This is a genomic window from Kitasatospora sp. NPDC017646 (assembly GCF_044329365.1).
Taxonomy (GTDB): Bacteria; Actinomycetota; Actinomycetes; order Streptomycetales; family Streptomycetaceae; genus Kitasatospora.
In genome coordinates this window covers 272,689-299,660 of the sequence record NZ_JBIRJC010000003.1, presented here as the reverse complement: position 1 = coordinate 299,660, position 26,972 = coordinate 272,689, and the positions used below count along the sequence as shown (strand labels likewise).

The window sequence follows — 26,972 nt, the reverse complement described above, 5'->3', positions numbered from 1 at the left end:
CTCGCCCGCTACTCGCCCGAGGCCTGATAGCGCCGCATCGCCCGGAAGCCCCCCAACACCGCCGTAGCCGTCCAGAGCGCCATGATCAGCAGGCCCGTCCAGTGGCCGTAGTGGATCCCGGACTCCGTCTGGGTGCGCATCGCGTAGAGGCCGGCCCGGTCGGGCAGGAACTGGCCGGCCTCGCGCACGCCGGGGATCGCGGCCAGCCAGGTGGTACCCAGGAACACCATCGGGGTGAGCAGACCGAGCGCCGCGCTGAAGTTGCCCAGCATCGCGGTCAGTCCGAGGCAGATCAGCACCATCATCGGGTGGTAGAGCACACCGGCCAGGAAGCTGCGGGTCAGGCCGGGAGTGGAGAAGTCCAGGCCGACGGTGGCATTCACGGTGAGGAAGCAGCCCGCCGTCGAGGCCAGTCCCACCAGCAGGCCCAGTCCGGCGCCGAGTGCGACCTTGGCCCCGTAGAGCCGACCGCGTCGGGGGACGGCGGTGAGCGAGGTGCCGATCATCCGGGTGTTGAACTCCTGCCCGATCAGCAGGATCCCGAGGCAGGCCACGGCGACGTGGCCGAACAACAGGCCGTAGTAGATCATGTTGGCCGGGTCCTTGCCGGAGTCCGACGCCGGCGCCCCCTCGGCGGCGCTCACGGCCGCGGTGACACCGACGGTCAGCGCCACGGCGGTCAGCGGTGCCGCCCACTGTGAGCACAGCGTGCTGAACTTGATCCGTTCGGCGCGCAGCGCGTTGCCGAGGCTCCTCCTCATCTCTCCTCCGCTCAGGGTCACTTGGACCGCTCCCGCATCGCCCGCAGCCCGCCGTACGCGGCCAGCGCCGTCCAGAACGCCATGATCGCCAGCCCGGTCCAGTGCCCGTACACCAGCTGCGGGTCGTCGGCGTAGTGCAGCGCGTACTGGCCGGCCCGGTCGGGGAGGAACTGGGCCACCCGGCGCACTCCGGGCACACCGCCGAGCAGCGGCGAGAGCAGGAAGACGGTCGGGGTCAGCAGGCCCATGGCGGCGGTGAGGTTGCCGAACAGCGCGGTCACCCCGAGGCTGAACACCACCAGCAGCGCCGGGTACAGCACGCCGGCCGTGGCCGCGCGGGCGAAGGGGGGGCCGTGCCAGTCGGCGGGCACGCTGCTCGCGTACCCGGCGTAGGCGCCCGCCGTGCCGAGTGCGCCCACGCCGAGGCCGATGAGGGCACCCAACGCCAGCTTGGCGCCGTACAGTCGGCCGCGCCACGGGACGGCGGCGAGGGAGACGTCGATCATGCGGGTGTTGAACTCCTGGCCGATCAGCAGGACACCGAAGGCGACCAGGGCCGCCTGGCCGAAGTTGAGGCCGTAGAAGATGCCGACGCCCGGGTCGTCGGTGATGTTGTGGTCCTTGTCGCCGAGTATCGCGCCGACGGCCGTGGTGACACCGGCGGTGAGCAGCAGGGAGAGCAGCGGCGGGACCCAGAGCGAGCGGAGGGTGGTGAGCTTGACCCGCTCGGCGCGGAAGGCGTTGGCGGTGTACGGCAGGGTGCTCATGCGGCGGCCTCCGCGCGGTACTCGACGCTGTCCGCGGTCATCCGCATGAACGCCTCCGCCAGCGAGTCCTGTTGGACCGCGATCTCGTACAGCACCACGCCGTTGGCGGCGGCCAGCGCGGCGATCCGCTCGGGTTCGGCGCCGGCCACCTCCCAGGCGCCGCCGTCGACTTCGACGGCGGTGAGGTCGTGGCCGGGTCCGCCGAACAGCGCAGCCAACCTGGCGGCGTCCACCGCCCGGACCCGTACCCTGGTGCGGCCGTGGCGGTCGATGAATTCGGAGGTGGCGGCGTCCGCGAGCAGCCGACCGCGGCCGATCACCACCAAATGGTCCGCGGTGAGGGCCATTTCGGTCATCAGGTGGGAGGAGACCAGCACCGCCCTCCCCTCGGCGGCCAGTTCGCGCAGCAGGGTGCGGATCCAGCGGATGCCTTCCGGGTCCAGGCCGTTGACCGGCTCGTCCAACAGCAGCACCGGCGGGTCGCCGAGCAGTGCGGCGGCCACCCCGAGGCGCTGGCGCATTCCGAGAGAGAAGCCCCGGATCCGCCGCCCGGCGGCCTCCGACAGCCCGACCTGGGCGAGCACCTCGCCGACCCGTCGTGCCGGCAGGCCGTTGCTCGCCGCGAGCCAGCGCAGATGGCCCTGCGCCGTCCGCCCTCCGTGCAGGGCCTGGGCGTCCAGCAGTGCGCCCACCTGCCTCAGCGGCTCGGCGAGTTCGGTGTACGGGCGGCCGGCGACCAGGGCGTGCCCGGCGGTGGGGCGGTCCAGGCCGAGGACCAGCCGCATGGTGGTGCTCTTCCCGGCGCCGTTCGGCCCCAGGAAGCCGGTCACCACGCCGGGCCGGACCTCGAACGACAGGTCGTCGACGACCCGGCGGCCGTCGTACTCCTTGGTCAGGCCCTGGATCTCGATCACGGTCGCCTTCCCCTCCTCGTAGCTGGTCACCGTCCGTGCCCCGGGCGGTGGTTCCATTCGACCGGAACGGCCCGGGCGGGCGGATCCCGCCACAGCGGGGACCGGTCTCCCACCTGGGAGGGAGGCGGCGACGACCCGGCGGGGGAGCCGGGGCCGCCTGCTGAGCTGGCAGGATGGGGCGGTGCCAAGAATGACCGCGTACCGGATCCGGAACCGAGTGACCGCGCTCCTCGCGCCGCTGGTGGCCGGCGCCACCTATGCCCGGCTGCTGCACCTGCTGGTCGGGTGGATCTTCGCGGGCGTCGTCCTGATGATCTACCCGGGGACGTACCAGAGGAGCCTGAGCTCGATCCTGGTGGCGGCCGTCTCGTTGGACGTCGTCGTGCTCGTGCTGGTCGCCCTCGTCCCGGCGGCGCGCCGGGCCGAGGGAGTCCAGGCGCGGCTGCTGCTGGTGCCCGACCGCGAGGAGGACATCGGCGTCGAGCCCTCCGAGACCTGGACCGACCGGCGCCGTACGGCGGGCTGGTTGATCGGTCGGGTGGTGATCGGTTCGGCGATCGGCTTCGCCACGGTCTTCGGTCTCACCCCGGTCTTCGACCTGCTGACCGGTCCGCGCGCCCTCCGCTACCTCCCGCTCGCCCCGGTGCTGGCGCTCGCCTATGGCTGGCTGGTGGTCTGGGCAGGACGCCTCCAACTCGCCATGGCCGTAAGCCTGCTGGGGCCGTCCCCCGCAGAGCGGCTCGCGGAGGCGGAGCTGCGGGCCGAACGGCTGCTGGAACGCAACCGGTTGGCCCGCGAGCTGCACGACTCCATCGGCCACGCACTGACGGTGACGGTCCTTCAGGCCGGAGCGGCGCGCGAGGTCGGGGATCCGGCCTTCGCCGCGAAGGCCCTGGAGGTGATCGAGGAGACCGGGCGGCAGGCGATGGAGGACCTCGAACGCACCCTGGTCCTGCTGCGCGAGACCCCCGCGGGCGGCGCCGCACGGAACGGGGCGGCCACCGAACAGCCCGGCATCGACCAGCTGCCCGCGCTGTTCGACACCGCCCGCGCGGCCGGCAGCCCGGTCGAGGCGAGCATCGAGGTGTCGGCCGGGGCACTGCCCGGGGTGCTGTCGCGCGAGTCCTACCGGATCGTCCAGGAGGGCGTCACCAACGCGCTCAAGTACGCGCCCGGCCAGCCGGTGGACGTCCAGGTCGCCGTCCGGGACGGGCAGTTGGAGCTGCGCTGCGCCAACCGCCTGGCGACGGCCCCGGACTGGGGCGGTGGCTCGCGCAAGGGCGGCAAGGGGCTGCGTGGCATTCGCGAGCGCGCCGTGCTGCTCGGCGGCGCGGCCTCGGCCGGACCGGCCGGCCCCGCCGGTCCGACCACCGGGTCACCCGCCGAGGGGATCGGGGAGTGGGTGCTCGACGTCCGGCTGCCCCTACGCTTGGGCTCGTGACGAATGATCTTGCAGAGGACGGCCGGACGGCGGGCGACGCGGGGATGACCGACATCCTGCTCGCCGATGACGAGGAACTGGTCCGGGCCGGGATGCGGGCCGTACTGGAGGCCCAGGGCGATCTGCGGGTGGTCGGCGAGGCGGCCGACGGCGCGGAGGCGGTGTCCCTGGCCCGCGCGCTGCGCCCGCACGTGGTGCTGATGGACGTCCGGATGCCCGTCCTGGACGGTCTGGCCGCCACGCGCGAACTGCTGCGCCCGGGTGCGCCGGGGGAGCGGCCGCCGCGGATCCTCGTCGTCACCACGTTCGAGAACGACGACTACGTCTACCAGGCGTTGCGCGCGGGCGCCGACGGCTTCCTGCTCAAGCGCTCCCGCCCGGCCGAGATCGCCCACGCCGTACGGCTGGCGGCGGCCGGCGAGTCGCTGCTGTTCCCGGCCGCGATCCGCCGCCTGGCCGCGGGGCACGGCAACCCCGCCGCCCGTGCGGCCCTGGACCGCGCGGCCCTGACCGGTCGGGAGGCCGAGGTGCTGCGGCTGATGGCGCGCGGACTCAGCAACGGGGAGATCGCCGAGCAACTGGTGCTCGGCGTGCAGACGGTGAAGACGCACGTCAGCAGCGTGCTGGCGAAGCTCGGCGCGCGGGACCGCACCCAGGCGGTGATCGCGGCGTACGAGTCGGGGTTCGTCGAGCCGTCGGAGTAGGCGGGCAGCCGGGCAGCCGGGCAGCCGGACAGCCGGGCAGCCGGGCCGTCCGGGGAGACCGGGGGGCCGGGGAGGCCGCGTCAGGCCGGGTAGGCGTGGGTCTGGGTGGCCTTGACCGAGGCCCAGACCGACGCGCCCGGGGCGAGGCCCAGTTCGGCGACGGCGGCCGGGGTGAGGTCGGCGGCCATCGGCAGGGTGCCGGACAGTTCGGCGCGCACCCGGTCCCCGTGCAGGTCCAGGCCGGTGACCTCGGCCTGCCACAGGTTGCGGGCGCTGGACTGCGGGCGCTCCCGGTACAGCGTGACGGCGGAGGGCGGAAAGGCCACGAACGCCGGCCCGGACAGTTCCTCGGCGGTGGTCAGGACCGTCCCGTCCGGGAGGGTGACCCGGGTGCCCTCGGCCCGGCCCCGGTACAGGTTGAGGCCGACCAGGCGGGCGATGTAGTCGGTGCGCGGCCGGCGGGCGACCTCCGCCGGGCTGCCGGACTGCACCTCATGGCCGTCCTCGATCACCACCAGCCGGTCGGCCAGCACCATCGCGTCCAGCGGGTCGTGCGTCACCAGAACCGCCACGGCCTCGAACTCTGCGAGGTGGCGCCGTAGTTGAGCCCGTACGTCGAGCCGGGTGCGGGCGTCCAGGGCGGCCAGCGGCTCGTCCAGCAGGAGCAGCCGGGGGCGGACGGCCAGGGCCCGGGCGAGCGCCACCCGTTGGGCCTGGCCGCCGGAGAGCCGTCCGGGGCGCACCGAGGTGTGCTCGGCCAGGCCCATCCGCTCCAGCCAGGCCGCCGCCTCGGCCCTGGCCTCGCGCTTGGAGCGGCCCTGGCAGCGCGGGCCGAAGGCGACGTTGTCCAGCGCGCTGAGGTGCGGGAAGAGCAGGTAGTCCTGGAACACCACGCCCACCGGGCGCTGTTCGGCGGGGGTGTGCAGGCGCCGGGCCGGGTCCTCCAGGACGTGGTCGTCCAGCCGCAGGTGGCCGCCGGTGAGCGGGAGCAGGCCGGCCAGGGCGCGCAGGGCGGTGGACTTGCCGGCGCCGTTCGGGCCGAGCAGCGCGATCACCTCGCCGGGGGCGGCGGTGAGGGCGAGGTCGAGGGTGAAGGCGGCGCGGTCGACCCGGAGGCGGGCGTCGAGGGCGGCGCCGGTGGCGGCCTCGGGGGGCGTGTCGCCCGGGTTCGCGGTGCTCGTACGGTGCGGGGGGCTCATCGGCTCGGCATCCTGGGTCACGGGGTCGACATCCAGCGGTCGCGCAGGCCGACGAGGACGGCGACGGAGACCACCAGCAGGACCAGCGACAGTGCTATCGCGGCCTCCGGGTCGGACTCCATGGCCAGGTAGACGGCCAGCGGCATGGTCTGGGTGCGGCCCGGGAAGTTGCCCGCGAAGGTGATCGTCGCGCCGAACTCGCCGAGCGCCCGGGCCCAGGCCAGCACGGCCCCGGCCGCGATCCCGGGGGCGATCATCGGCAGGGTGACCCGGCGGAACGCGGTCAGCCGGGAGGCACCCAAGGTCGCCGCGGCCTCCTCGTAGTGGGGGTCGGCCGCCCGCAGCGCGCCCTCGACGCTGATCACCAGGAAGGGCATCGCCACGAAGGTCTCGGCGATCACCACCCCGGTGGTGGTGAAGGGCAGGGTGATGCCGAAGGCCGAGTCCAGCCAGGAGCCGACGATCCCGCGCCGCCCGAGCACCAGCAGCAGCGCCACGCCGCCCACCACCGGCGGCAGCACCAGCGGCAGGGTGACCAGCGCCCGGACCAGCCGACGGCCGGGCAGTTCGGTCCGGGCGAGCAGCCAGGCGAGCGGGACGCCGAGGACCAGCGAGACCGCCGTGGCGGCCGTCGCGCAGATCAGCGAAAGGCGCAGCGCGTCCCAGACGGCGCTGCTGGTGAGCTGCTCGGACAGGCCGCTCCACGGCGCCCGGACCAGGAGCCCGATCAGCGGGAGGGCCAGGAACGCCAGGCCGAGCAGTGCCGGGAGCAGCAGCGTGACCGGGACGCGCTGCGACCGCGAATGGAGGTGCGTGCCGCGGCGGCTCGGCAGGGCCCTCGCGGGTCCGGCCGGCGCCGCGGTGATGTCGTCCCGGCGGGGCCCGGCGACGCTGTCCCGGCCGGGCCTTGTGGTGTGGCTCCGGCCGGGTTCGTCGCCGCCGTCCCGGCCGCGTGCGGTGGTGCGGTCCTTCACGGCGCCTGGAAGCCCGCCGCGGTCAGCACCTGCTTCGCCTCGGGCGACTGGATGTAGGCGACGAAGGCGGCCGCGCCGTCCTTGTTCGGCGCCTTGGCGAGGGCGGCGATCGGGTAGTCGTTCACGGCCTTGTCGGCCTCGGGGAAGTCCACGCCGTCGATCTTCGCAGCATCGGCCTGCACATCGGTCTTGTACACCAGCGCGGCGTCGACCTCGCCGAGCTCGACCTTGGTGAGCGCGCCCTTGACGTCCTGCTCCAGGGTGACCGGGGTGAGGTTGAGGCCCGCGGCCTTCAGCGCGGTGAGGGCGGCGGCGCCGCAGGGCACCTCCTTCGCGCAGAGCGCGACCTTCACGCCGGAGCCGGTGAGGTCCTTCAGTCCGGCGATGTGCTTGGGGTCGCCCTTGGGCACGGCGATGGTGAGGGTGTTCTTGACGAAGGTCTTCGGCGCGCCGCTCGCGCCGCCCGCGTCCGTGACGGTCTTCATGGTGGCCGGGCTGGCGGCGGCGAACACGTCCGCCGGGGCACCGGAGTTGATGCTGGTCGCGAGTGCGGAGCTGCCGCCGAAGTTGAAGGTGACCTTGGTGCCGGGGTTGGCGGCCTCGAACTTCTTGCCGAGCTCGGTGAAGGTCTCCTTGAGCGAGGCGGCGGCGAACACGGTGACGGCGCCCTTGGCCTTCGGGGCGTTGCCGGTGCCGCCGTCGCCGCTCGCCGTGGCGGCGGCGCCCGCCGCGGAGGAGGCGGAGCCGGAGGCCTTGCCGCCGTCGCTCCCGCAGGCGGTGGCCCCGAGGCTGAGGGCGAGGGCCGCCGCGGCGGCCACGGCGACTCTGCGGGTGGCGGTGGTGCGGGTGCTCATCGGTGCTTCCCCTCCAGGGTTCGCGCCGGAAGGGGCGCGGAGGTGTGACCGCAGGTGCGGCCATTACGGCGATCATAGTGCCGCAGATGCGAGTGATAAATCCCCTGTCGCTTCGCACAGGCGCGACGGCGCGAGGGCCTCCGGGCCGCTGTGCGAAGGCTCAAACGTGCACGGACGGTTCCGGTGCGGACGCCGGGGGCCGTGCAGGGGCGCGCGGTCGGGTCCGGTGGAAAATCCGTCGCATTCGGGCCGGAGGAGACGACAGAGTGGTCGCAGCCCGCAGGTGCGGCCGAGCGTCGGCCGCCCGGGCCCAACGGTCGATCCACACGGATCCACGGGGAGGAGTCCGTCCATGTCCACGCTGCGAGTCACCGCCGAGAAACTGGTCATTCTGGAGCACCCGAACGCCGATGCCCTGGAGCTGGCTCAGGTCGGCCTCTACCGGGCGGTGGTCGCGAAGGGCGTGTACCGGACCGGTGACCACGCCGTCTACATCCCCGAACAGGCGATCCTGCCGGACGAGTTGATCGACGAGATCGGCCTGACCGGAAAGCTGGCGGGCGGCGCGGCGAACCGGGTGAAGGCGGTACGCCTGCGCGGAGAGCTGTCGCAGGGCATCGTCTGCCGGCCCGCCGCGGTGTCCGGCGCCGACCTGGCCGGGGCCGCCGAGCGGGGCGAGGACTTCGCAGAGCTGCTCGGGATCGTCAAGTGGCAGCCGCCGGTTCCGACCTCGATGAGCGGTGAGGTGGTCAGCGCGCCGGACCTGCTGCCCTGGGTGGACATCGAGAACCTCAAGCGGCATCCGGACGTCTTCGAGCCCGGCGAGCCCGTGGTGCTGACCGAGAAGCTGCACGGCAGCTGCTGCCTGGTCACCTACACCGCCGCCACCGGCGAGGTGCAGGTCTCCTCCAAGGGGATCGGTGCCCAGGGCCTGGCCCTGGCCGAGGACGAGCGCAACCTGTACTGGCGGGCGGTGCGGGCGTACGACCTCCCGGCGGTGGCGGCCCGGTTGGCCGAACGGCTGGGCGCCGAGCGGGTCGGCATCTTCGGCGAGGTCTTCGGCGAGGGCGTGCAGGACCTGACGTACGGGGCCTCCGCGCGCACCGAACGCCCCGGGTACGCCGCGTTCGACGTGTCGGCCGTGGTCGACGGACAGCTGAACTGGCTGTCGGCCGCCGAACTGCTCCGCGGCGAACTGCCGTTGGTACCCGAGCTGTATCGCGGGCCCTTCGACACCGACGTGGTGCTGGCGTACGCGCAGGGCAAGGAGACCCACTCCGGGCGCGAACTTCACCTGCGCGAGGGCGTGGTGATCCGGCCGGTCGTCGAGCGCTGGAGCCCACTGCTGGGCGGGCGGGCGATCGCCAAGGTGGTCAGCGACGCGTACCTGACCCGCAAGGGCGGCACCGAGTACGAGTGAGCGGCTTCCTCGGCTGAATACTCGTCAGTAAAGTTGAAGGGTCGCCAAGCGCAGCCAGCGCCGGGGAAGTCCAGAAGGAGTGCCGATGGCCACCTCAGCCGCCCCACCCGGACCGGCCGGGAACCCCCTGGTCGGTTCGCTCTTCGACCTCACCCGCCGCCCGCTGCGCACCTACCTCGCCGCCCGGCGCGACCACGGCGACGTGGTGCGCTTCCTGGCCGGGCCGCCCGGGCTGCGCGTCGAGTTCTACGGGGTGTTCTCGCCGGAGGGCGTCCACCAGGTCCTGGGCAGCGAGGCGGCGAACTTCCGCAAGGAGAGCAACTTCTACGACGAACTGCGGACCAGTGTCGGCAACGGGCTGCTGACCAGCCAGGACGAGGTCTACCAGCGGCAGCGCCGGCTCGTCCAGCCGCTGTTCACCCGGCGCCGGGTGGACGGCTACGCGGACGCGCTCGCGCAGGAGGCGCAGGCGCTCGCGGAGCGCTGGCGAGCGGTGCCGGACGGCGTGGTGGACGCGGCGGAGGAGATGTCGCGGTTCGCGCTGCGCGCGGTCGCGCGGATCCTCTTCGGCGCCGACGTGGAGGAGGCGGTGGAGGTGGTGAACCGCAGCTTCCCGGCGCTCGGCGAGTACGTCAAGGAGCGCGGGTTCGCACCGGTCCGCCTCCCGCGCTCGTGGCCGACTCCGGGCAACCGGCGCGGCCTGGCGGCGCAGCGGGCGCTGTACGAGGTGTGCGACCGGATCATCGCCGAGCGCGCCGCGCGCGGGGGCGGCGACGAGGACGCGGACGACCTGCTGACCCTGCTCGGACGGGCACGCGGCGACGACGGCGAGCGGCTGGATCCGGCCGAACTCCGGGACCAGGTGCTGGTGTTCCTGCTCGCCGGGCACGAGACCACGGCCACCTCGCTGGCCTTCGCGCTGCACCTGCTGGCCAAGCACCCGGAGCATCGCAAGCTCGCCCAGGAGGAGGCGCGGACCGTCCTGGCCCGGCGGGCGCCGACGGCAGCGGACCTGGAACGGCTGCCCTACCTCACCCGGGTGCTCAAGGAGGCGATGCGGCTCTTCCCGGCGGCGGCGCTGGTGGGGCGGCGGGCGGTCGAGGAGACGGTCATCGACGGGCATGTCATCCCGGCGGGGGCGCAGGTCGTCGTCGCGCCGCTCGTCACCCAGCGGCATCCGGACCACTGGGTGGAGCCGGAGCGCTTCGATCCGGACCGGTTCCTGCCGGAGGAGGAGAAGGCGCGCCACCGGTACGCCTGGTTCCCGTTCGGCGGCGGGCCGCGGGCGTGCATCGGGCAGCACTTCTCGATGCTGGAGTCGGTGCTGACCCTCGGGGTCCTGCTGCGGGACTTCGATGTGGAGGTGGTGGACCGGCGGGTGGCGCTCGCGCAGGGCATCACCCTCCGGGCGGCGAGCGCGATGCGGGTGCGGGTGACGGCGGTGGGATGACGGGCGGCGGCTGGAGGGTTCCGGCGTTGGGCGTTCGGCGTTGAGTGCCGGGCGTTCAACTTTCAGCGAACAGATACCAGATAACAGATGACGAAATCTGTTATCTGGTATCTGTTCGTTGTTCGCCTCCAGACGGTCGGCCCGCTGGGTACACGACCGGTTCATTCGAACACATCGCCCCGGTGGCGTGTGCAGCTTTTCAGATCTTCGCCTGACCGATTCCGGCGGCTCGATAGCGTCCCACGCACCCCAGGTCGGAAGCGCACATGCGATCGGCATATGCCGATCGCGTGCAGTCCGCCCGACCGGGGGTGCCCGGGCGCACAGCTGACCGCCCCGGGCCCGACCGGTCGACCGGAGGTCCCATGGGCACCCTCAACCACTTCAGCTTCGGCTGGCTGACCCCCGTCCTCTCGTACGCGATGGCCTGCGTCGGCGCCGCCCTCGGTCTGCGCTGCACCCTGCGCGGCCTGGCCGCCACCGGCGCCACCCGCCGGAACTGGCTGCTCACCGCCGCCGCCGCGATCGGCTCCGGGATCTGGACCATGCACTTCGTCGCCATGTTCGGCTTCGCCGTCGACGGTACGGAGCTGCGCTACAACGTGCCGCTGACCGTACTGAGCCTGCTGGTCGCGGTGCTGGTCACCGGCCTCGGCCTGACCGTGGTCTGCTACGGCCGGCACCGTGGCCTCTCCCTGCTGGGCGGCGGCGTCACCACCGGCGTCGGCGTCGCCGCGATGCACTACCTCGGGATGGCCGCCGTCCGGATGCACGGCGGGCTGCGCTACGACGCCGGGACGGTCGCGCTCTCCGTTCTGGTCGCGGTCGGCGCCGCCACCGCCGCGCTCTGGGCCGCCGTCACCGTCCGCAACGTGTACGCGGCCGCCGTCGCCTCGTTGGGCATGGGGCTCGCCGTCAGCTGCATGCACTACATCGGCATGGCCGCCGTCCACGTCCAGCTGGACCCCGCCCGGACCGGTCTCGGAGGGGTCAGCCCGATGGAGTTCGTCTTCCCGCTCGCCGTCGGTCTCGGCTCCTTCCTGTTCCTCGCCTCCGCCTTCGTCGCTCTCTCCCCGACCGCGCAGGAACGGGCCGGCGACCTGGCGGCGGGGGAGCCGGGCGTCGGGGAGTTCCCCGTCCCGGCCGCCGCCCCCGCGGACGACATGCCTGCCGACCCGTACGGCGTCGACCCGTACAGACACGACCCGTACGGCCACGACCGCGCGGCCTGAGCCGCGCCCAGCCCTAGCCGTCCTGCGCCTGGGCCGCGCGCCGTCCTGCACCTGGGCCGAGCCCAGCCCGAGCCCCGTTCCGCCACGTCCCTGCCCGAAAGGCCCCACACCCATGCGAGAAGACCGCGGTACCGCCCCCGGCACCCGCCGGGGTGCCCACGCCGGGCCGCCCGCCCGTCCGCCGCGCCCCGGTCCCTGGCTGCGCGGGCTGCGCCCCCGGACCGTCCGCGCCCGGATCATCGCCCTGCTGATGGTGCCGGTCGTCTCCGTCATCGCCCTCTGGGGCTTCGCCACCGTCACCAGTGCCCAGGGCGTCTGGGACCTGCTGCGCCTGCGCGACGCCCAGCGCACCCTGCTCACCCCCGTCGCGGACACGGTCGCCGGTCTGCAGGCCGAGCGCGCGGCCGCCGGCCAGCTCCTGGCCGGACCGGGTCTCGTCCCGGGAACCGTGCCCGCCGCCAGCCGGGAGAGCGCCCTGCGCGAGGCCGCCGCCGCCACCGACCGGGCGCTCGCCCCACTGTTCCCCGACCCGCACCACCCCGGCGAGGGCTACAACCGTGCCGACGCCCAGGGCCTGGGTGCCGACGCCGCCGCCCGGCTGGACGCCCTCGGTGACTCCCTCGCCGCCCTGCCCGCGCTGCGCGCCAAGGTGCTGGTCCGGAGCGTCGGCTGGCCCGAGGCGTACGCCGCGTACGGCGAGGCGGTGGACCGGGCGCTGGCCGTGTCCGGTGCCGTGGCGCCGTTGCAGGACGGCCGGGCCGGCGCTGACACCCGGGTGCTGCTGGACCTGGCCCGGTCCCGTGAACTCCTCGCCCGTGAGGACGCGTTGCTGCGCTCCGCCCAGCTCTCCGGCGGGCTCGGCGACGACCAGCTGCGCGAGTTCTCCGGGGTGGCCTTCGCCCGGCGCGCGTTCGAGCAGGGCGCGGCCGCCGATCTGGGCTCCGCCGACCGGGACGCACTGCTCGCCCTGACCGCCGGCCCGGACCACCGCGAGCTGGTCGGCTACGAGGAGAAGGTCCGCACCGTCGCTGACGGCCGGGAAGCCGTCGCCGCGGTGCCGGCGGACCGGTGGGCGACGGTGGCCGGGAACGTCACCGACGGGCTGCGCGGCATCGAGGACCGCGCCGGACGACTCGCCGCCGAACGCCAGAACCCCTACGCGCTGGGCCTGTTCACTCCGGCCGGGACGGCCGTGCTGCTCGGTCTGCTCGGGGTGGTCGCCTCGCTGGTGATCTCGGTGCAGATCGGTCGAGGCCTGGTCACCGAGCTGACCGGCCTGCGTAACTCGGCACTTGACCTGGCAGGACGCAAACTCCCTGCCACGATACGGAAGTTGCGCGCCGGGGAGGAGGTGGACATCGAGACCGAGGCGCCTCGCCCGGTGGGGCGCGACGACGAGATCGGCCAGGTGCACCAGGCGCTCGGCACCGTGCAGCGGGCGGCCGTCACGGCGGCGGTGGAACGGGCCGAGGTGCTGTCCGGGGTGTCCGGGGTGTTCGTCAACCTCGCGCGCCGCAGCCAGGTCCTGGTGCACCGCCAACTCACCCTCCTGGACGCGATGGAGCGGCGCACCGAGGACCCGTCCGAGCTGGCCGACCTGTTCCGGCTGGACCATCTCACCACCCGCATGCGCCGTCACGCCGAGGGCCTGATCATCCTTTCCGGCGCCGCCCCCGGCCGGGCGTGGCGGCGGCCCGTGCCGTTGATGGACGTGGTGCGGGCGGCCGTCTCGGAGGTCGAGGAGTACGCCCGGGTCGAGGTGCACCCGCTGCCGCGTGCCGCCGTCGTCGGCCACGCCGTCGCCGACCTGACCCACCTGGTGGCCGAACTGGTCGAGAACGCCACCGGCTTCTCCCCACCGCACACCCGGGTCCACATCCGCGGCGAACAGGTGGGCAACGGCTACGCGTTGGAGATCGAGGACCGTGGCCTCGGGATGGGCCCGGCCGCGCTGGCCGCCGCCAACCGACGGATCGCCGCCGCCGAGCAGACCGACCTGTTCGACAGTGACCGGCTCGGCCTGTTCGTGGTCAGCCGGCTCGCCCGGCGGCACGACGTACGGGTCTCGCTGGTGACCTCAGCGTACGGCGGCACCACCGCCGTGGTGCTGCTGCCGACCGGGCTGCTGGCCGACGGACGGGATGAGCAGGGGCAAGGCTTCGAGATCGCGCCGGAGTCGGACGCCGAATATGGGCCGGACGGGCCGGCCGGGGCCACGGCGCCGATCCCGGCTCCGGCGCCCGTCCCGGCTCCAGCTCCGGCACCGACTTCAGCTCCGGGTCCCGCGGTGTGGCCTCAGCCCGGTCCGACGCAGGCCTTCCCCGGCGACGGGATGACGGAGATCGAGCTTCCGGCGGCGGGTGGGCCGTCGCCGGAGGGCGGGGCGCTGCTGCCCTTCGGCGTCCGGGGCGGCGACCCCGGGCCGGCGCGCCGCACCCCCGCCCGGGCCTCCGGTGCCCGGACGACCGGACCGGCTGCGGACGGGGGCCCGGGTGCCGCCTCCCGTCCGCGGCCGGGTTCGCCGCCGCCGTACCGCACGGCGCCCGTGCCGCCGCCAGCGCAACGGCAATCGACGCAACGGCAATCGGCAGAACGGCAACCTGCGTGCGGAAACGATGAGTTGCCGCGCCGGGTGCGTCAGGCGAGCCTCGTTCCGCAGCTGCGGGAGGCCCCGGTCGGCGCCGCCCCGCGCGGCCGACGTGCCGCGGCGGCCGGGGTCGGCGCGGGGCCGGCGGCGCGCAGTCCGGAGGCGGCGCGGGCGGCGATGTCCGCCTTCCAGAACGGGTGGGCCCTCGGCCTGCGGCCCGACCGGCGGCTCGATGAGCGACCCGACGACCGGCTCTCAGAGCGACCCGACAACCGAATCGACTACCGACCCGAAGGAGACCGGCCGTGATCGGCACCACCCACCGCACGGGGGAACTGAACTGGCTCCTCGACGAGTTGGCCCAGCGAGCCCCCGAGGTCCGCTTCGCCGTGATGCTCTCCGCCGACGGCCTGGCCATGGGTACCTCGACCGGTCTGGAACGCGAGGACGGCGAGCACCTGGCTGCCGTCGCCTCCGGCTTCCACAGCCTCGCCAAGGGCGCCGGACGGCACTTCGGCGCGGGAGAAGTCCGCCAGACCCTGGTCGAGTTGGAGGGCGGCTACCTGCTGGTCGCGGCGGCCGGGGAGGGCACATGCCTGGCCGTGTTCGCCACCGCCCGGGCCGATCTGGGGCTGATCGCCTACGAGATGGCCAGACTGGTCCGCCGGGTCGGCGAGCACCTGAGTGCCCCGCCCCGCGCGGTGCACGGCGGGTGAGGACGGTGTCCCATCCGGACCGCCCGTACCGGTCGGAGCCCGCGTTCCATCCGTACCACCAGCGACATCCGGAGCATCCGCGGGCCGACCCCGGTCAGCCACCCCGGAACCCGCTCGCCGCCGCTCACCGGGCCCGCTGGTACGACGACGAGGCCGGGCCGCTGGTCCGCCCGTACGCCGTGACCGGCGGCCGGACCGGCGCCGGTGAGCAGCAGTTCGACCTGATCGCCGTGGTGGTGTCCGACCTGCCCGACCCGGCGCTCGACCCGGACGCGCCCGAGCCGCCGGTCGGCCCTGAGCAGGCGCGCATCCTCGGCCTGTGCCGGGGCACGCCGCTGTCCGTGGCCGAGTTGGCCGCCGACCTCGACCTTCCGGTGGGGGTTGTGCGGGTGCTGCTCGGCGACCTGCTGGCGGCCGGGCTCATCCGGGTCAGCCGCCCCGTCCCGCCCGCCCTGCTCCCCGACGAGCGCATCCTCCAGGAGGTCATCCATGGGCTCCGCGCACTCTGACAACCCGTCCGACCGCTGGCCCTCCGAACCGGTGGATCCGGCCGATTCCGTGCTCGCGCTCAAGATCCTGGTGGCGGGTGGCTTCGGGGTCGGCAAGACGACGCTGGTCGGCGCCGTCAGCGAGATCCGCCCGCTGCGCACCGAGGAACGGCTGACCGAGGCCGGGCGGGAGGTGGACGACCTGGACGGAGTGGAGCGCAAGACCACCACCACCGTGGCGATGGACTTCGGCCGGATCACCATCCGGGAGGGGCTGGCCCTCTACCTGTTCGGCACCCCGGGGCAGGACCGGTTCTGGTTCCTCTGGGACGAGCTGGCGCAGGGCGCGCTCGGCGCGGTGGTGCTCGCCGACACCCGTCGGCTGACCGACTGCTTCCCGGCCGTCGACTTCTTCGAGCACCGCGGGATTCCGTTCGTCGTCGCGGTGAACCGTTTCTCAGGGACGCGTGAGTACGGTCCGGAGGAGGTCGCCCGGGCGCTGGACCTGAACTCCGGGACGCCGGTGGTGCTCTGCGACGCCCGGCGGCGCGCCTCCGGCAAGGAGGTGCTGATCAACCTGGTCGAGCACGCCGGCCGGGTGCACGCCGCCCGGTTGCTGGCGGAGGTCTCACCGGTCCGATGACCGGCGACAGGTCACGGCTGACGACTGACGGGTGACAGCTGACGGATTACAGATAACAGCCGACAGATGACAGATTTCGAAATCTGTCATCTGTCGGCTGTTCGTCTCGGTTCCCCGCAGCCGCTACCCGCTCAGCTGTGCCACTGGAACACGATCTTCGTCCAGGTCGACCCCGGACAGTTGCCCCAGACCGCCCATGCCTCGGGCCGGGCGCCGATCCACAGGCCGACGGAGTAGCTGCCGTTGGCGCAGTAGGTGATGGTGCGCAGCTGGCCGGAGTAGATGTTGCAGTACCCCTCCCAGCGCCAGCCGTAGTTGGCCGTGATGACGCAGTGGTAGGGGGCGGCGGCGACGTGCGGCGAGGCCGCGGCCGTGGCCGGGGTGATGGTCTGGTCGTCGGCCGGCGCCGCGGCGGCCGGCAGGGTGGCGGTCCCGAGCATGCCCAGGGCGGCCGTGGCGGCCATCCCGAGCATGGCGATCCTTCTGGCGATGCAGCCTCGCATGGTGGTTCTCCTCGCTCAACGTTTCCCATCGGGCGGAATGCCCCGGCCGGGGGGTGGTCGAAGGAGAGTGAACTCCCGTCCCCGTTCAGCCGATGACGAATTGCACACGATTGACTGCGCACAGTGAGAGGACGGCCTATCATGTGACCTGCGTCACAACATGTCCGGTTGGGCCGGGCACAACCCAACTGGTCGTTCGGATGCCGATTTCCGGGGAGAACGGCGTGGCGGAATGCAGCGGACGGTACGCGGGCGGGCGGCGGAAGGACTTCGGTCCGGAGCCGACGGAACGCCAATCCACCGACTTCAACCGGGTGTTCACGGACCTGCTGCCCAGGCTCCAGCAGGCGGCCGTGATGCTCGCCGGCAATCCGCTCGCCGCCGGCGACGTCGTCCACGACGCCTACCTGCGGATCGCCCGGCGCCCCGAGCGCTTCCTCAGCCATCCCCAGCCCTACGCCTACGTGTTCACCACGATGGCGAACATCCTGCGCGACCAGTGGCGCCGGGAGCGCCGCCGGGTGGCGCTGCCCGAGGTGTCCGAGTTCGCCGAGGCGGCGGAGTACGGCCGCGACGCACCCGATCCGCCGCACGGCGGGACGGCCGAGCTGCAGGCGCGCTGGGAGGTGATCCGGCTGCTCGGATTCCTGACCGACAAGCAGGCCCGCGCCGTGGTGCTGGTCGACCTCGACGGCTACTCCGTCGACGAGGCCGCCGAACTGCTCGGCCTGCACCGCAGCACCCTGGCCGTCACCCGCCGCCGTGCCCACGGCCGGCTCCGCGCCGTCCTGGAGCGCGAGCGACGGCACGACCCCTGACGTCGGCGGCGGCCCGGAGTCGGCGCCGACGGCCCGGGGCGTCCGCGCCCCCGACGCACCGAGCCGACGGCAAGTCGGCTGATGCGCGACCCCGGCCCGTACGCTGAAAATCGTGATCACGTACGAGGACCACAGCCTCCGCGCCCTGGCCGAGGACGGCCGCTGGCCCGAGCTGCTCGCCGCCTACCGGCAGGGCCGGGCGGCCGCCGTCGTGCAGGGCGGGGAACAGGCCGCCGTGGCCCTGACCGCGCCGCTCGGCCATCTGATCGCCTACGCGGCGCCGCCCGAACTGGCCGTCCGGCTGTTCGACGCGGACGGCGGCGAGGGGACGGTCGCCGGGGTGGCCGACCACGACGCCGGTCCGCTCTGGGAGGTGCTGGCGACCCGCCACTCCTGGCTGCGGCTGGCTCCGCTGCTCGGTCCGGCCCCGGTGCGCCGCCTGGTCGCGCACACCCGGGTGTTGCTCGGAGAGGACCTCTCGTACGGGGCGGAGCCCGATCCGGAGGGCGTGCCGCTGAGCCTGGAGCCCTGGGAGAAGGCGGGCTGGGACGAGGCCACGCGGGTGCGCGAGTACCTGCCGGGCGGGGGAGCGCGCAGCGCGGTGCTGACCCTGCCGGCCAGCCGCGAGGGTCTGGGCGAGGTCGACCTGCCGGAGGCGGCGGACCGGCCGGGCGGGCCGCGGGTCACCCGGGGTCTGACCGAACTGTCCGCGCTGGCACCCTGGGCGGAGGTGGTCTGCGTCCGCGGCCCGGCGCCGCGGGCGGCCGCCGTGCTGGCCCGGGGGCGGCGGGTGCTCGGCGGGTTCCTGCCGTTCGCGCTCGTCTACCCGGCGCTGGTGCAGGCCGCCGCGGTGGGCCGGACGCACGGTTGCGCGCACGGGCGGTTGCGGCTCTGGCGCGCGCTGGGCGCGATGGTCGGCGCGAACGGCCCGGACCGCTCCGAGGTGGATTCCCTGGTGGCCCGGATGCGCTGTTTCACCTGGCAGGAGCCGGCCGCCGGGCTGCGCCATCTGCACGTTGCACTGGAGGATCCGGCCAGCGGGGTGGCCTGGGCGGTCAGCGGCTCGCAGGAGCAGTGAACCGCGGTCAGCGGAACGGGAGTCCCGGCTGCACGGAGTTCCGGGGGATCAACGGGGAACCCCCGGTCCGGCGCCGTTTCCGGGGGAAGGTGAGTGGCGCCGGACCGGGGGAGTGCGGGTGGTCGCTCAGCGGGTGGCCGTTGCCGCGGCCGGGACGGCCTCCGGCGCGGGGTCGGCCTCCTGAGCGGGGCCGGCCTTCGGCGCGGGGCCGGTGGAACCGTGGGTGTCGACCAGCGTCAGTTCGTCGAACGGCAGCTCGCCACCGAGTACCCGGCGCGCGCGCTCGGCGTCCAGTTCGCCGGTCCAGTGCCCGATCAGCACGGTCGCGACCGCGTTCCCCGCGAAGTTGGTGAGCGCCCGGGCCTCGGACATGAACCGGTCGATGCCGACGATCAGGCCGACCCCGTCCACGAGCGCCGGCTTGTGCGACTGCAGCCCGCCCGCGAGGGTGGCCAGCCCGGCGCCGGTGACCCCGGCTGCGCCCTTGCTCGCGATCACCATGAACACCAGCAGCGAGAGCTGCTCGCCGATCGACATCGGCTTGTCCATCGCCTCCGAGATGAAGATCGAGGACATGGTGAGGTAGATCGCGGTGCCGTCCAGGTTGAAGCTGTAGCCGGTCGGCACGGTGATGCCGACGACCGGGCGGCTGACGCCGAGGTGTTCCATCTTGGCGATCAGCCGGGGCAGCGCGCTCTCGGAGGAGGAGGTCGAGAGGATCAGCAGGAACTCGCGTCCGAGGTACTTGAGCAGCGCGAACACGTTGACCCCGGCCACCAGGCGCAGCAGCGCCCCGAGCACCACGACGACGAAGAGCACGCAGGTCACGTAGAAGCCGATCATGATGACGGCGAGGCTCTTCAGCGCGTCGACGCCGGTCGCCCCGACCACCGCCGCCATGGCGCCGAAGGCGCCGATCGGCGCGACCCACATGATCATCGACATGATCCGGAAGACCAGCCGCTGGAGGTGCTCGATCCCGCGCAGCACCGGGGCGCCGACCGGACCCATCGCCTGCAGTGCGAAGCCGGCCAGCAGCGCGACCAGCAGGGTCTGCAGCACCTTGCCCTGGGTGAGAGCCGAGAACAGGGTGTCGGGGATCATCCCGAGCAGGAAGTCGGCGGTCGACTGGGCGCCGCCGGCGGCTGCCTGGGCGTGGCCGGACTTGGCGAGCGCGGCGGTCAGGTGCAGGCCGTCGCCGGGCTCGAGCAAGTTGCCGACGACCATGCCGATGGCCAGTGCGACGGTCGACATGGCGAGGAAGTAGCCGATCGCGAGGCCGCCGACCTTGCCGACCTTCGCGGCCTTGGTGACCGAGCCGATGCCCAGCACGATGGTGCAGAAGATCACCGGACTGATCATCATCTTGATCAGGTTGACGAATCCGGTGCCGACCGGCTTCAGCTCCACGGCGAAGCCGGGGGCGGCCAGTCCGACCACCACGCCCGCCACCACCGCGGTGATCACGGCGAGGTAGAGGTAGTGGGTCCGGTCCTTGCGTCTGGGTCCCCCCGCCGTGGCGGTCTCGGTGGTCGACATCTGCGGCTCCTTCGCCCTGCAGTCCTGGCGGCCCCGGGTGGTGGGCCGCTCCGACTATGGGGGGCGGGCGTGACGGAGGTCACGTTTGCGTTCATAGAGTTCATGGCGCGCCGGGAACGGTCCGGGCCCCGGGGGTGCGGTCCGGCCCCTGGGGGAGCCCCGGGCCGTGGTGCACACTGGCAGGCATGTCCGTGAGCACCGCCCCCACCCGCTCGCGCCACCGGTGGTTCCCCCTGCCGCGCCGGCTGGTCCGCAGCCTGGCAGGGCAGCTGTTCGTCGTCCAGGTGGTCATCGTCGCCGCCGTGGTCGCGGGCGGCGCGGTGCTCGCGTACCTGTTCACCGCCGAGCGCACCGAGGGCGCGGCCCGTCGCGAGGTCACCTCGGTCGCCCACGCCGTCGCCGACTCGCCGACCGTGCGTTCCGCCGTCGGCGGGACCGACCCGACCGCGGTGCTCCAGCCGTACGTCGAGCAGGTGCGCCAGGACACCGGGGTCTCCTTCATCACCGTCATGGACACCGACGGGGTGCGGTGGACCCACCCGCTGCCCGAGCAGATCGGCAAGCGCTACCTCGGGCACATCGACTGGGCGCTGGCCGGCCAGACCCGCAGCGAGACGTACACCGGCACGCTCGGCCCGTCCGTGCGGGTGGTCACGCCGGTGTGGGACGACCGGCACCGGGTGGTCGCGCTGGTCAGTGTGGGGCTGACGCTGGAGTCGATCTCCGCCCAGCTCAGCGGACCGCTGCTCGCCCTGGTCGGGGTCGCGGTGGGCGCCCTGGCGCTCGGCGGGGCGGGCACCTACCTCGCCAACTCCCGGTTGCGGCGGCACACCCACGGCATGGGGCCGGACGAGCTCAGCCACCTCTACGAGTACCACCAGGCGACCCTGCACTCGGTGCGGGAGGGCCTGATCCTGCTCGACCGCGCGCACCGGGTGGTGCTGTGCAACGACGCTGCCCGCGAACTGCTCGGACTGGAAGGCGAGTTGGACGGGCGCCCGGTGGCCGGGCTGGGACTGCCGGAGGCCCTGGTGACGGCCGTGCTCGGCGAGGTGCCGGTGCGGGACGAGGTGCACCTGACCGTCGAGCGGGTCGTGGTGCTCAACACCTCCACCATCGGCACCGGCCTCGGCCGGGTGGTGACCCTCCGCGACCACACCGAACTGCAGGCGCTCAGCGGTGAACTGGACTCGGTGCGCGGCTTCACCGAGGCGCTCGGAGCGCAGGCGCACGAGGCCGCCAACCGGCTGCACGCCGTCGTCTCGCTGATCGAACTCGGCCGCCACGAACAGGCGGTGGAGTTCGCCACCGCCGAACTCGCCCTCGCCCAGCAGCTCACCGACCGGGTGGTCGCGGCGGTCAGCGAGCCGGTGCTTGCGGCGCTGCTGCTCGGCAAGGCGGCCCAAGCAGCCGAACGGGGCGTGGAGTTGACCCTCACCGAGGACAGCCGGATCGACGACGGGGTACTGCCGCCCGGGCTCTCCCCCCGGGACCTGATCACCCTCCTCGGCAACCTGATCGACAACGCGGTGGACGCCGCGATCGCCGGGGCCGCGCACAGCCCGGTCGCACCGGAGGTCACCGTCACCGCACGGATCGAGGACCCGCGGCATGACGGCGGGGAGGGCGGGGACGGCGAGGGCGCGGGCGACGGCGGCGGCGAGGGTGCGGGCGCGGGCGACGCCGGAACCGGCCGGGAAGGCGCCCCGGACGCCTGCCTGCTGCTGCGGGTCGCCGACACCGGAGCGGGGATCGACCCGGGCGCCGTGGAGGACGTGTTCCGGCGCGGCTGGAGCACCAAGCAGGACGGGCGCGGGCACGGCCTCGGGCTGGCGCTGGTGGCCCAGGCCGCCCGGCGCAACGGCGGGACGGTCGAGGTCGGGCGCGACCGCGGCGCGGTGCTCACCGTACGGCTGCCGCTGGCCGGCCGGGTGGGCGAGCGCGAAGGGGCTCCGGCATGACCGCCGCCGCCGAGGCCCGCGGCGGGATCTCGGTCCTGGTCGTGGAGGACGACCCGGTGGCCGCCGCCGCGCACACCCTGTACGTCGAGCGCGAGCCCGGCTTCCACGCCGTCGGCACCGTCCACAGCTGCGCCGACGCGCTGCGCTTCCTGGAGCGGGCGCGCGCGGCCGGGGCGCCCGTCGACCTCACCCTGCTCGACCTCTACCTGCCTGACGGCCACGGCCTCCAGCTGTGCCGCACGCTGCGCGCAGCCGGGCACGGCACCGACGTCATCGCGGTGACCTCGGCACGCGACCTCGCGATGGTCCGGCAGGCGGTCTCGGCGGGGGTGGTGCAGTACCTGCTGAAACCGTTCAGCGCGGCGGCCCTGCACGACCGGCTGGAGCGCTACGCCCGCTACCGGGACAGTCTCGGCCGCACCGGCGAGGCGACCGGCCAGGACGAGGTGGACCAGGCGCTGGCCCTGCTCCGCACGCCCGAGCGCAGCTCGCTGCCCAAGGGGCTGAGCGCGCCCACGCTGGACACCGTCGCCTCGGTGCTGCGGGAGGCCTCGACCGGGCTGTCGGCGGCGGCCGCCGGAGCTGCCGCCGGGGTGTCCCGGATCACCGCGCGGCGCTACCTCGAACACCTGGTGGACACCGGGCGGGCGGTGCGCGAGCCGCAGTACGGGAGCGTCGGGCGACCGGAGCTCTGCTACCGCTGGAAGGGGCGGTGACGTTCCGGGCCGGTCGATCGGGTTCGGTCTTGTTCGGGCCTGTCCGGTCCTGTCGGGACGGATCCGGTCAGGAGTGGTCGGCGGCGTGACCTCCCGGGGGATCCGTCGTTGGGCTGACCGGGGGCTGGTGGAAGCGATACCGGGGGAGGTTCACCCGCTCGGGTGGTTCTGGGTGACACCGGGGCATTCCCCCAGGTCAATGGCGATAAAGTTAGCCTTACCTAACTTCTTTTGGGGGTTCGCCTTGTCGCTTGCCGCCGTACCCGCCCAGGCCGCCTCCGGGGCCGCCGCGGGCGCCCCGCCCTCCGGCGAGGCCATCCTGCGCCGCCAGCGCGTCCGCGAGTCCGCCGCCCGGACGTACGCCCGCTCCTTCCCCATCGTCCCGGTCCGGGCCCACGGCATGACCGTCGAGGGCGCGGACGGACGCCGTTACCTGGACTGCCTCTCCGGCGCCGGTACGCTCGCCCTCGGCCACAACCACCCCGTCGTGCTGGAGGCGATCCGCCGCACCCTCGACAGCGGCGCCCCCCTGCACCTGCTCGACCTCGCCACCGCCGAGAAGGACGACTTCACCAGCGCGCTGTTCGAGAGCCTGCCCGCCGGGTTCGCCGCCCGGGCCCGGGTGCACTTCTGCGGACCGGCCGGCACGGACGCCGTCGAGGCCGCGCTCAAACTGATGCAGACCGCCACCGGCCGCGCCGGCGCACTCGCCTTCACCGGCGCCTATCACGGCATGACCGCCGGCGCCCTCGCGCTCACCGGCAACGTCGCCGTCAAGGAGCCGCTGCCCGGGGGCGGCGAGGTCGTCCGGCTGCCCTACCCCTACGGCTACCGCTGCCCGTTCGGGGTCGGCGGCGAGACGGGCGCCGAACTCGGCGCGACCTACGTGGAACGGCTGCTCGACGATCCCTCGGGCGGGGTGGTGCCGCCCGCCGCGATGATCCTGGAGGCCGTCCAGGGCGAGGGCGGGGTCGTCCCCGCGCCCGACGGCTGGCTGCGCGAGATGCGCCGGATCACCGCCGAACGCGGCATCCCGCTGATCGTGGACGAGGTGCAGACCGGCGTCGGACGCACCGGCGCGATGTGGGCCGTCGAGCACTGCGGCATCGTCCCGGACGCGATGGTGCTCTCCAAGGCCATCGGCGGCAGTCTGCCGCTCGCGGTCGTCGTCTACCGCGACGACTACGACGGCTGGCGGCCCGGCGCCCACACCGGCACCTTCCGCGGCAACACCCTCGCCATGGCCGCCGGCGCCGCCACCCTGCGGTACGTCGCCGCGCACGGGCTGGCCGAGCGGGCCGCCGTGGCGGGCGCCCGGATGACCGCCCGGCTGCGGGAACTCGCCGCGGAACTGCCGGCGATCGGCGACGTGCGCGGGCGGGGGCTGATGATCGGGGTCGAACTGGTCGACCCGGCCGCCGAGCCCGACGCCTGCGGCGCCAGGCCGGCCGATCCGGCGCTCGCCGTACGGGTCCGGGAGGCCTGTCTCGCACGCGGGCTGATCGTCGAACTCGGCGGGCGACACGACGCGGTGCTGCGGCTGCTGCCGCCGCTCACCATCACCGACGAGCAGGTCGCCGCGGTTCTGGAGCGGCTGGCGGACGCGATCGCGGCGGCCTCGGCTTCGGCGTCCGCTCCGACCGCCCGGGACGGCGCATGACCGCCGAGTCGTCCGGTGCGGTGCCGGAACTGCCAGGCGAGGACGTCCCCCTGGACGCGCTCGCGGGCGGCGCCGACGGCCCCGGGGCGCTCGGACCGCTGCTGGCCACCGTCCTCGACGCGCTCGAGACCGGCACGGCACTGCGCTCCGGACCGCTGCCAGCCGGCAGCCCGGCCGAGATCGCCGCCCTGGTCGCGGACCGGCTGACCGGAGCCCGCGGGAGAGACGCGCTGGCCCGGCTCACCGAACTGCTCGCCTACGGCGCCGCCGACCCCGCCGACCCGGCCTGCGCCGCCCACCTGCACTGCCCGCCGCTGGCCGTCGCGACCGCCGCCGACCTGGCGGTCAGCGCGCTCAACCCCTCGCAGGACTCCTGGGACCAGGCCCCCGCCGCGACGGCCCTGGAGACCGCGCTGATCGCCGAACTCGCCGCGCTCGTCGGCTACGACCCGGCGCGCGCGGCCGGGGTGCTCACCTCCGGCGGCACGGAGTCCAACCTGATGGGACTGATGCTGGCGCGGGACCAGAAGCTCGACGGCATCGTGGAACTGGACGGGATCCCGGCGGACGTACGGCCGTGCATCCTCGCCTCCGAGGCCGCGCACTTCTCCGTCCAGCGCTCGGCCGCCCTGCTCGGGCTCGGCGAGCGGGCCGTCATCGCCGTCCCCGTCGACCGCCGGCTCCGGATGGCGCCCGAGGAGTTGGAACGGGCACTGGCCGAGGCCAGCTGGATCGGGCGGACCCCGATCGCCGTCGTCGCCACCGCCGGCACCACCGACACCGGCGAGATCGACCCGCTCGACGCCGCCGCCGACCTGGCCGGACGCTACGGCGCCTGGCTGCACGTCGACGCCGCGTACGGCGGCGGCGCGCTGCTCTCCGACCGGCTCGCCCCGCTGCTCGACGGCATCGCCCGCGCCGACTCGATCTCCCTCGACTGGCACAAGCTCGGCTGGCAGCCCGCAGCTGCCGGGGTCTTCCTGGTCCGACGGGCGGAGACGTACGTCTCGCTCGCCCGGCGCGCGGAGTACCTCAACCCGGTGGACGACGAACAGGCCGGCTACCCGAGCCTGCTCGGTCGTTCGCTGCGCACCACCCGGCGGGCCGACGCCTTCAAACTCGCCGTCACGCTGCGCGCCCTCGGCCGCGAGGGGCTCGGCCGGCTGGTGGACACCTGCCACGAACTGGCGCTGGCGGCGGCCGCCGCCGTCCGGGCCGAACCCTCGCTCGAACTGCACTCCGAGCCGGTCCTCACCGCGTTGCTGTTCCGGTACCGGCCGGCGGGGCTGACGGACGAGGCCGCCGTGGACGAGCTGAACGGCCAACTGCGCCGACTGCTGCTGCGCACGGGGCGTGCGGTGGTCGGGCGCACCGAGCTGCCGGGGGACGGCCCGGGGCGGGTGCGGCTGAAACTCACGCTGCTCAATCCGCACACGACGGTGGGGGAGGTGGGCGCGCTGCTCCGAGAGGTGGTCGGCGCGGGGCGCAAGGTCGCGGGGGAGCGGGAGGGGCGGGAGGGGTAGGGGCGGGGGCGGGGCTGGACGGGTCCGTGCCCACCACGCGGGTGGGGGCGGGCACGGGGGTGCGGTCCGAGGTGGGTCAGGTGCGGTCCGGGCCGGGTCGGGGGTTCAGCAGGATGCCGCGGGTGAGTTCCCAGGTATCGGGGTCGGCGGCGACCAGCAGGCCGTCCTCGCAGCCGGGGGCCTCGGGCTGATAGGGGGTGCCGTCCAAGCGGGCCGCGAGGCCACCGGCCTCGGTGAGCAGGAGGGAGCCCGGCGCGTGGTCCCAGGGGAGGGTGCGCCAGTAGAAGATGAAGTCGGTCCGGCCCTCGACGACGTCCGGGTACTCGACCCCGGCGGCGCTGCGGCCGGGGGAGATCTCGCCGAAGGCCGAGCAGCCGGTTTCGAGGCGGTGGCGGTGTTCCGGGGCGAGGAAGCGGCTCTTCAGGATGCCGGTGAGCTTCCCGGCGTCGGCGGGTGCCGGCGGGCGGGAGAGTCGCTCGCCGTCGCGCCAGGCGCCGGAGCCCAGTTCGGCGCGGTAGCCGGTGGCGGTGGCGGGCTGCCAGATCCATGCGGCGACCGTACGGCCGGTGCGGACCAGGGAGCACATCACGGCGTAGTCGGGGCGTCCGGCGACGAAGTTGGAGGTGCCGTCCACCGGGTCGACCAGCCAGACGGCCGGCTCGTCGTGGATGGCCTGGGCGAGCGACGGCTCGGCGGCCACCGCCTCCTCGCCGACCACCGGGACGGGGAGCAGCTCGTGCAGACGGCGGGCGATGATCGCCTCGGCCTCGCGGTCGGCGATCGTCACGATCTCGCCGGGTGCCTTCTCCATCACTTCGCCGGCGGTCAGCGCACGGAAGCGCGGTTCCACCGCCTCGGCCGAAGCCTCGGCGAGTATGTCCGCCACCTTGTCCATCAGCACGTTCGCGCTCCCTTCGCCGTTACCCACTTTCGCACGAGTGGGCGAAGGGGGTGTCGGCGGACGGGTGACGGCGAACAGAGTTCAGATGACAGATTTCGAAATCTGTCATCTGTCATCCGTTCG

At 74.0% G+C, this 26,972-nt stretch carries 24 protein-coding genes; 15 read left to right on the top strand and 9 right to left on the bottom strand.

Annotation, left to right across the window (positions count from 1 at the left end; genetic code table 11):
• Positions 1-8: 8 nt before the first annotated feature.
• From ACH4J0_RS06975 to ACH4J0_RS06965, 3 genes are read right to left on the bottom strand one after another with little or no spacing between them, the layout of a single operon-like run.
• Positions 9-761, bottom strand: coding sequence for a hypothetical protein (locus tag ACH4J0_RS06975; protein ID WP_396237008.1), 753 nt, complete (start codon positions 759-761; stop codon positions 9-11).
• Between the two features lie 17 nt (positions 762-778).
• The gene (locus ACH4J0_RS06970; RefSeq protein WP_396237006.1) at positions 779-1,528 is read right to left on the bottom strand and encodes a hypothetical protein; all 750 of its coding nucleotides are present in this window, start codon (positions 1,526-1,528) and stop codon (positions 779-781) included.
• Entirely contained in the window at positions 1,525-2,472 is a 948-nt protein-coding gene (locus ACH4J0_RS06965) for an ABC transporter ATP-binding protein (RefSeq protein WP_396237004.1), read from the bottom strand. The genes ACH4J0_RS06970 and ACH4J0_RS06965 overlap by 4 nt, the downstream gene beginning before the upstream one ends.
• Positions 2,473-2,632: 160 nt before the next feature.
• On the opposite strand from ACH4J0_RS06965, the gene ACH4J0_RS06960 reads away from it, so the two are divergent.
• Both ACH4J0_RS06960 and ACH4J0_RS06955 read left to right on the top strand, forming a co-directional pair.
• The gene (locus ACH4J0_RS06960) at positions 2,633-3,883 is read left to right on the top strand and encodes a sensor histidine kinase (protein WP_396237483.1); all 1,251 of its coding nucleotides are present in this window, start codon (positions 2,633-2,635) and stop codon (positions 3,881-3,883) included.
• Positions 3,884-3,927: 44 nt separating this feature from the next.
• Positions 3,928-4,587 carry a response regulator gene (locus tag ACH4J0_RS06955; protein ID WP_396237481.1) on the top strand — a complete coding sequence of 220 codons (660 nt, stop codon included), beginning with the start codon at positions 3,928-3,930 and terminating at the stop codon, positions 4,585-4,587.
• Between the two features lie 80 nt (positions 4,588-4,667).
• On the opposite strand, the gene ACH4J0_RS06950 is transcribed toward ACH4J0_RS06955, so the two are convergent.
• From ACH4J0_RS06950 to modA, 3 genes are all read right to left on the bottom strand, one after another.
• Positions 4,668-5,786 (bottom strand): ABC transporter ATP-binding protein, encoded by a 1,119-nt coding sequence (locus ACH4J0_RS06950; protein ID WP_396237002.1) that lies wholly within the window; start codon positions 5,784-5,786, stop codon positions 4,668-4,670.
• Positions 5,787-5,803: 17 nt separating this feature from the next.
• Complete coding sequence (locus ACH4J0_RS06945) at positions 5,804-6,619, bottom strand: ABC transporter permease (RefSeq protein WP_396237479.1); 816 nt, start codon at positions 6,617-6,619, stop codon at positions 5,804-5,806.
• Between the two features lie 137 nt (positions 6,620-6,756).
• Positions 6,757-7,614, bottom strand: coding sequence for a molybdate ABC transporter substrate-binding protein (gene modA / locus ACH4J0_RS06940; protein ID WP_396237000.1), 858 nt, complete (start codon positions 7,612-7,614; stop codon positions 6,757-6,759).
• A gap of 352 nt (positions 7,615-7,966) precedes the next feature.
• Between modA and ACH4J0_RS06935 the strand changes: the two genes are divergently transcribed.
• From ACH4J0_RS06935 to ACH4J0_RS06905, 7 genes are all read left to right on the top strand, one after another.
• The gene (locus tag ACH4J0_RS06935) at positions 7,967-9,034 is read left to right on the top strand and encodes an RNA ligase (ATP) (protein WP_396236998.1); all 1,068 of its coding nucleotides are present in this window, start codon (positions 7,967-7,969) and stop codon (positions 9,032-9,034) included.
• An 85-nt stretch (positions 9,035-9,119) separates the two neighbouring features.
• Positions 9,120-10,484 carry a cytochrome P450 gene (locus tag ACH4J0_RS06930; protein WP_396236996.1) on the top strand — a complete coding sequence of 455 codons (1,365 nt, stop codon included), beginning with the start codon at positions 9,120-9,122 and terminating at the stop codon, positions 10,482-10,484.
• Between the two features lie 365 nt (positions 10,485-10,849).
• Positions 10,850-11,716 (top strand): MHYT domain-containing protein, encoded by an 867-nt coding sequence (locus ACH4J0_RS06925; protein ID WP_396236994.1) that lies wholly within the window; start codon positions 10,850-10,852, stop codon positions 11,714-11,716.
• Between the two features lie 112 nt (positions 11,717-11,828).
• Positions 11,829-14,612 carry a nitrate- and nitrite sensing domain-containing protein gene (locus tag ACH4J0_RS06920; RefSeq protein WP_396236992.1) on the top strand — a complete coding sequence of 928 codons (2,784 nt, stop codon included), beginning with the start codon at positions 11,829-11,831 and terminating at the stop codon, positions 14,610-14,612.
• Positions 14,609-15,019 carry a roadblock/LC7 domain-containing protein gene (locus ACH4J0_RS06915; protein WP_396236990.1) on the top strand — a complete coding sequence of 137 codons (411 nt, stop codon included), beginning with the start codon at positions 14,609-14,611 and terminating at the stop codon, positions 15,017-15,019. The genes ACH4J0_RS06920 and ACH4J0_RS06915 overlap by 4 nt, the downstream gene beginning before the upstream one ends.
• Before the next feature lie 161 nt (positions 15,020-15,180).
• Positions 15,181-15,528: a DUF742 domain-containing protein gene (locus ACH4J0_RS06910; protein ID WP_396237477.1), complete on the top strand. Its 348-nt coding sequence runs from the start codon at positions 15,181-15,183 to the stop codon at positions 15,526-15,528.
• The gene (locus ACH4J0_RS06905) at positions 15,509-16,150 is read left to right on the top strand and encodes a GTP-binding protein (protein ID WP_396236988.1); all 642 of its coding nucleotides are present in this window, start codon (positions 15,509-15,511) and stop codon (positions 16,148-16,150) included. The genes ACH4J0_RS06910 and ACH4J0_RS06905 overlap by 20 nt, the downstream gene beginning before the upstream one ends.
• Positions 16,151-16,281: 131 nt before the next feature.
• On the opposite strand, the gene ACH4J0_RS06900 is transcribed toward ACH4J0_RS06905, so the two are convergent.
• Entirely contained in the window at positions 16,282-16,653 is a 372-nt protein-coding gene (locus ACH4J0_RS06900) for a hypothetical protein (protein WP_396236986.1), read from the bottom strand.
• Positions 16,654-16,877: 224 nt separating this feature from the next.
• On the opposite strand from ACH4J0_RS06900, the gene ACH4J0_RS06895 reads away from it, so the two are divergent.
• Both ACH4J0_RS06895 and ACH4J0_RS06890 read left to right on the top strand, forming a co-directional pair.
• Positions 16,878-17,471, top strand: a complete 594-nt coding sequence (locus ACH4J0_RS06895) for an RNA polymerase sigma factor (protein ID WP_396236984.1) — start codon at positions 16,878-16,880, stop codon at positions 17,469-17,471.
• Between the two features lie 112 nt (positions 17,472-17,583).
• On the top strand, positions 17,584-18,549 hold the full coding sequence (locus ACH4J0_RS06890; protein ID WP_396236982.1) for a hypothetical protein: 966 nt from the start codon (positions 17,584-17,586) through the stop codon (positions 18,547-18,549).
• Positions 18,550-18,675: 126 nt separating this feature from the next.
• Here the strand turns inward: ACH4J0_RS06890 and ACH4J0_RS06885 are convergent, their stop codons facing one another.
• Positions 18,676-20,088, bottom strand: coding sequence for a cation:dicarboxylate symporter family transporter (locus ACH4J0_RS06885; RefSeq protein WP_396236980.1), 1,413 nt, complete (start codon positions 20,086-20,088; stop codon positions 18,676-18,678).
• Between the two features lie 185 nt (positions 20,089-20,273).
• Between ACH4J0_RS06885 and ACH4J0_RS06880 the strand changes: the two genes are divergently transcribed.
• The 4 genes from ACH4J0_RS06880 (at position 20,274) to ACH4J0_RS06865 (ending at position 25,948) form a co-directional block, all read left to right on the top strand.
• Entirely contained in the window at positions 20,274-22,049 is a 1,776-nt protein-coding gene (locus ACH4J0_RS06880; protein ID WP_396236978.1) for an ATP-binding protein, read from the top strand.
• Positions 22,046-22,765 (top strand): response regulator, encoded by a 720-nt coding sequence (locus tag ACH4J0_RS06875; RefSeq protein ID WP_396236976.1) that lies wholly within the window; start codon positions 22,046-22,048, stop codon positions 22,763-22,765. Before ACH4J0_RS06880 ends, ACH4J0_RS06875 begins: the two co-directional genes overlap by 4 nt.
• 244 nt (positions 22,766-23,009) lie before the next feature.
• Complete coding sequence (locus ACH4J0_RS06870) at positions 23,010-24,425, top strand: diaminobutyrate--2-oxoglutarate transaminase (protein ID WP_396236974.1); 1,416 nt, start codon at positions 23,010-23,012, stop codon at positions 24,423-24,425.
• A complete protein-coding gene (locus tag ACH4J0_RS06865; RefSeq protein WP_396236972.1) occupies positions 24,422-25,948 on the top strand; it encodes a pyridoxal phosphate-dependent decarboxylase family protein in 1,527 nt (508 codons plus the stop codon). Before ACH4J0_RS06870 ends, ACH4J0_RS06865 begins: the two co-directional genes overlap by 4 nt.
• Before the next feature lie 76 nt (positions 25,949-26,024).
• Here ACH4J0_RS06865 and ACH4J0_RS06860 read toward each other — a convergent pair whose 3' ends face one another.
• A complete protein-coding gene (locus tag ACH4J0_RS06860) occupies positions 26,025-26,843 on the bottom strand; it encodes an inositol monophosphatase family protein (RefSeq protein WP_396237475.1) in 819 nt (272 codons plus the stop codon).
• Between the last annotated feature and the right edge of the window lie 129 nt (positions 26,844-26,972).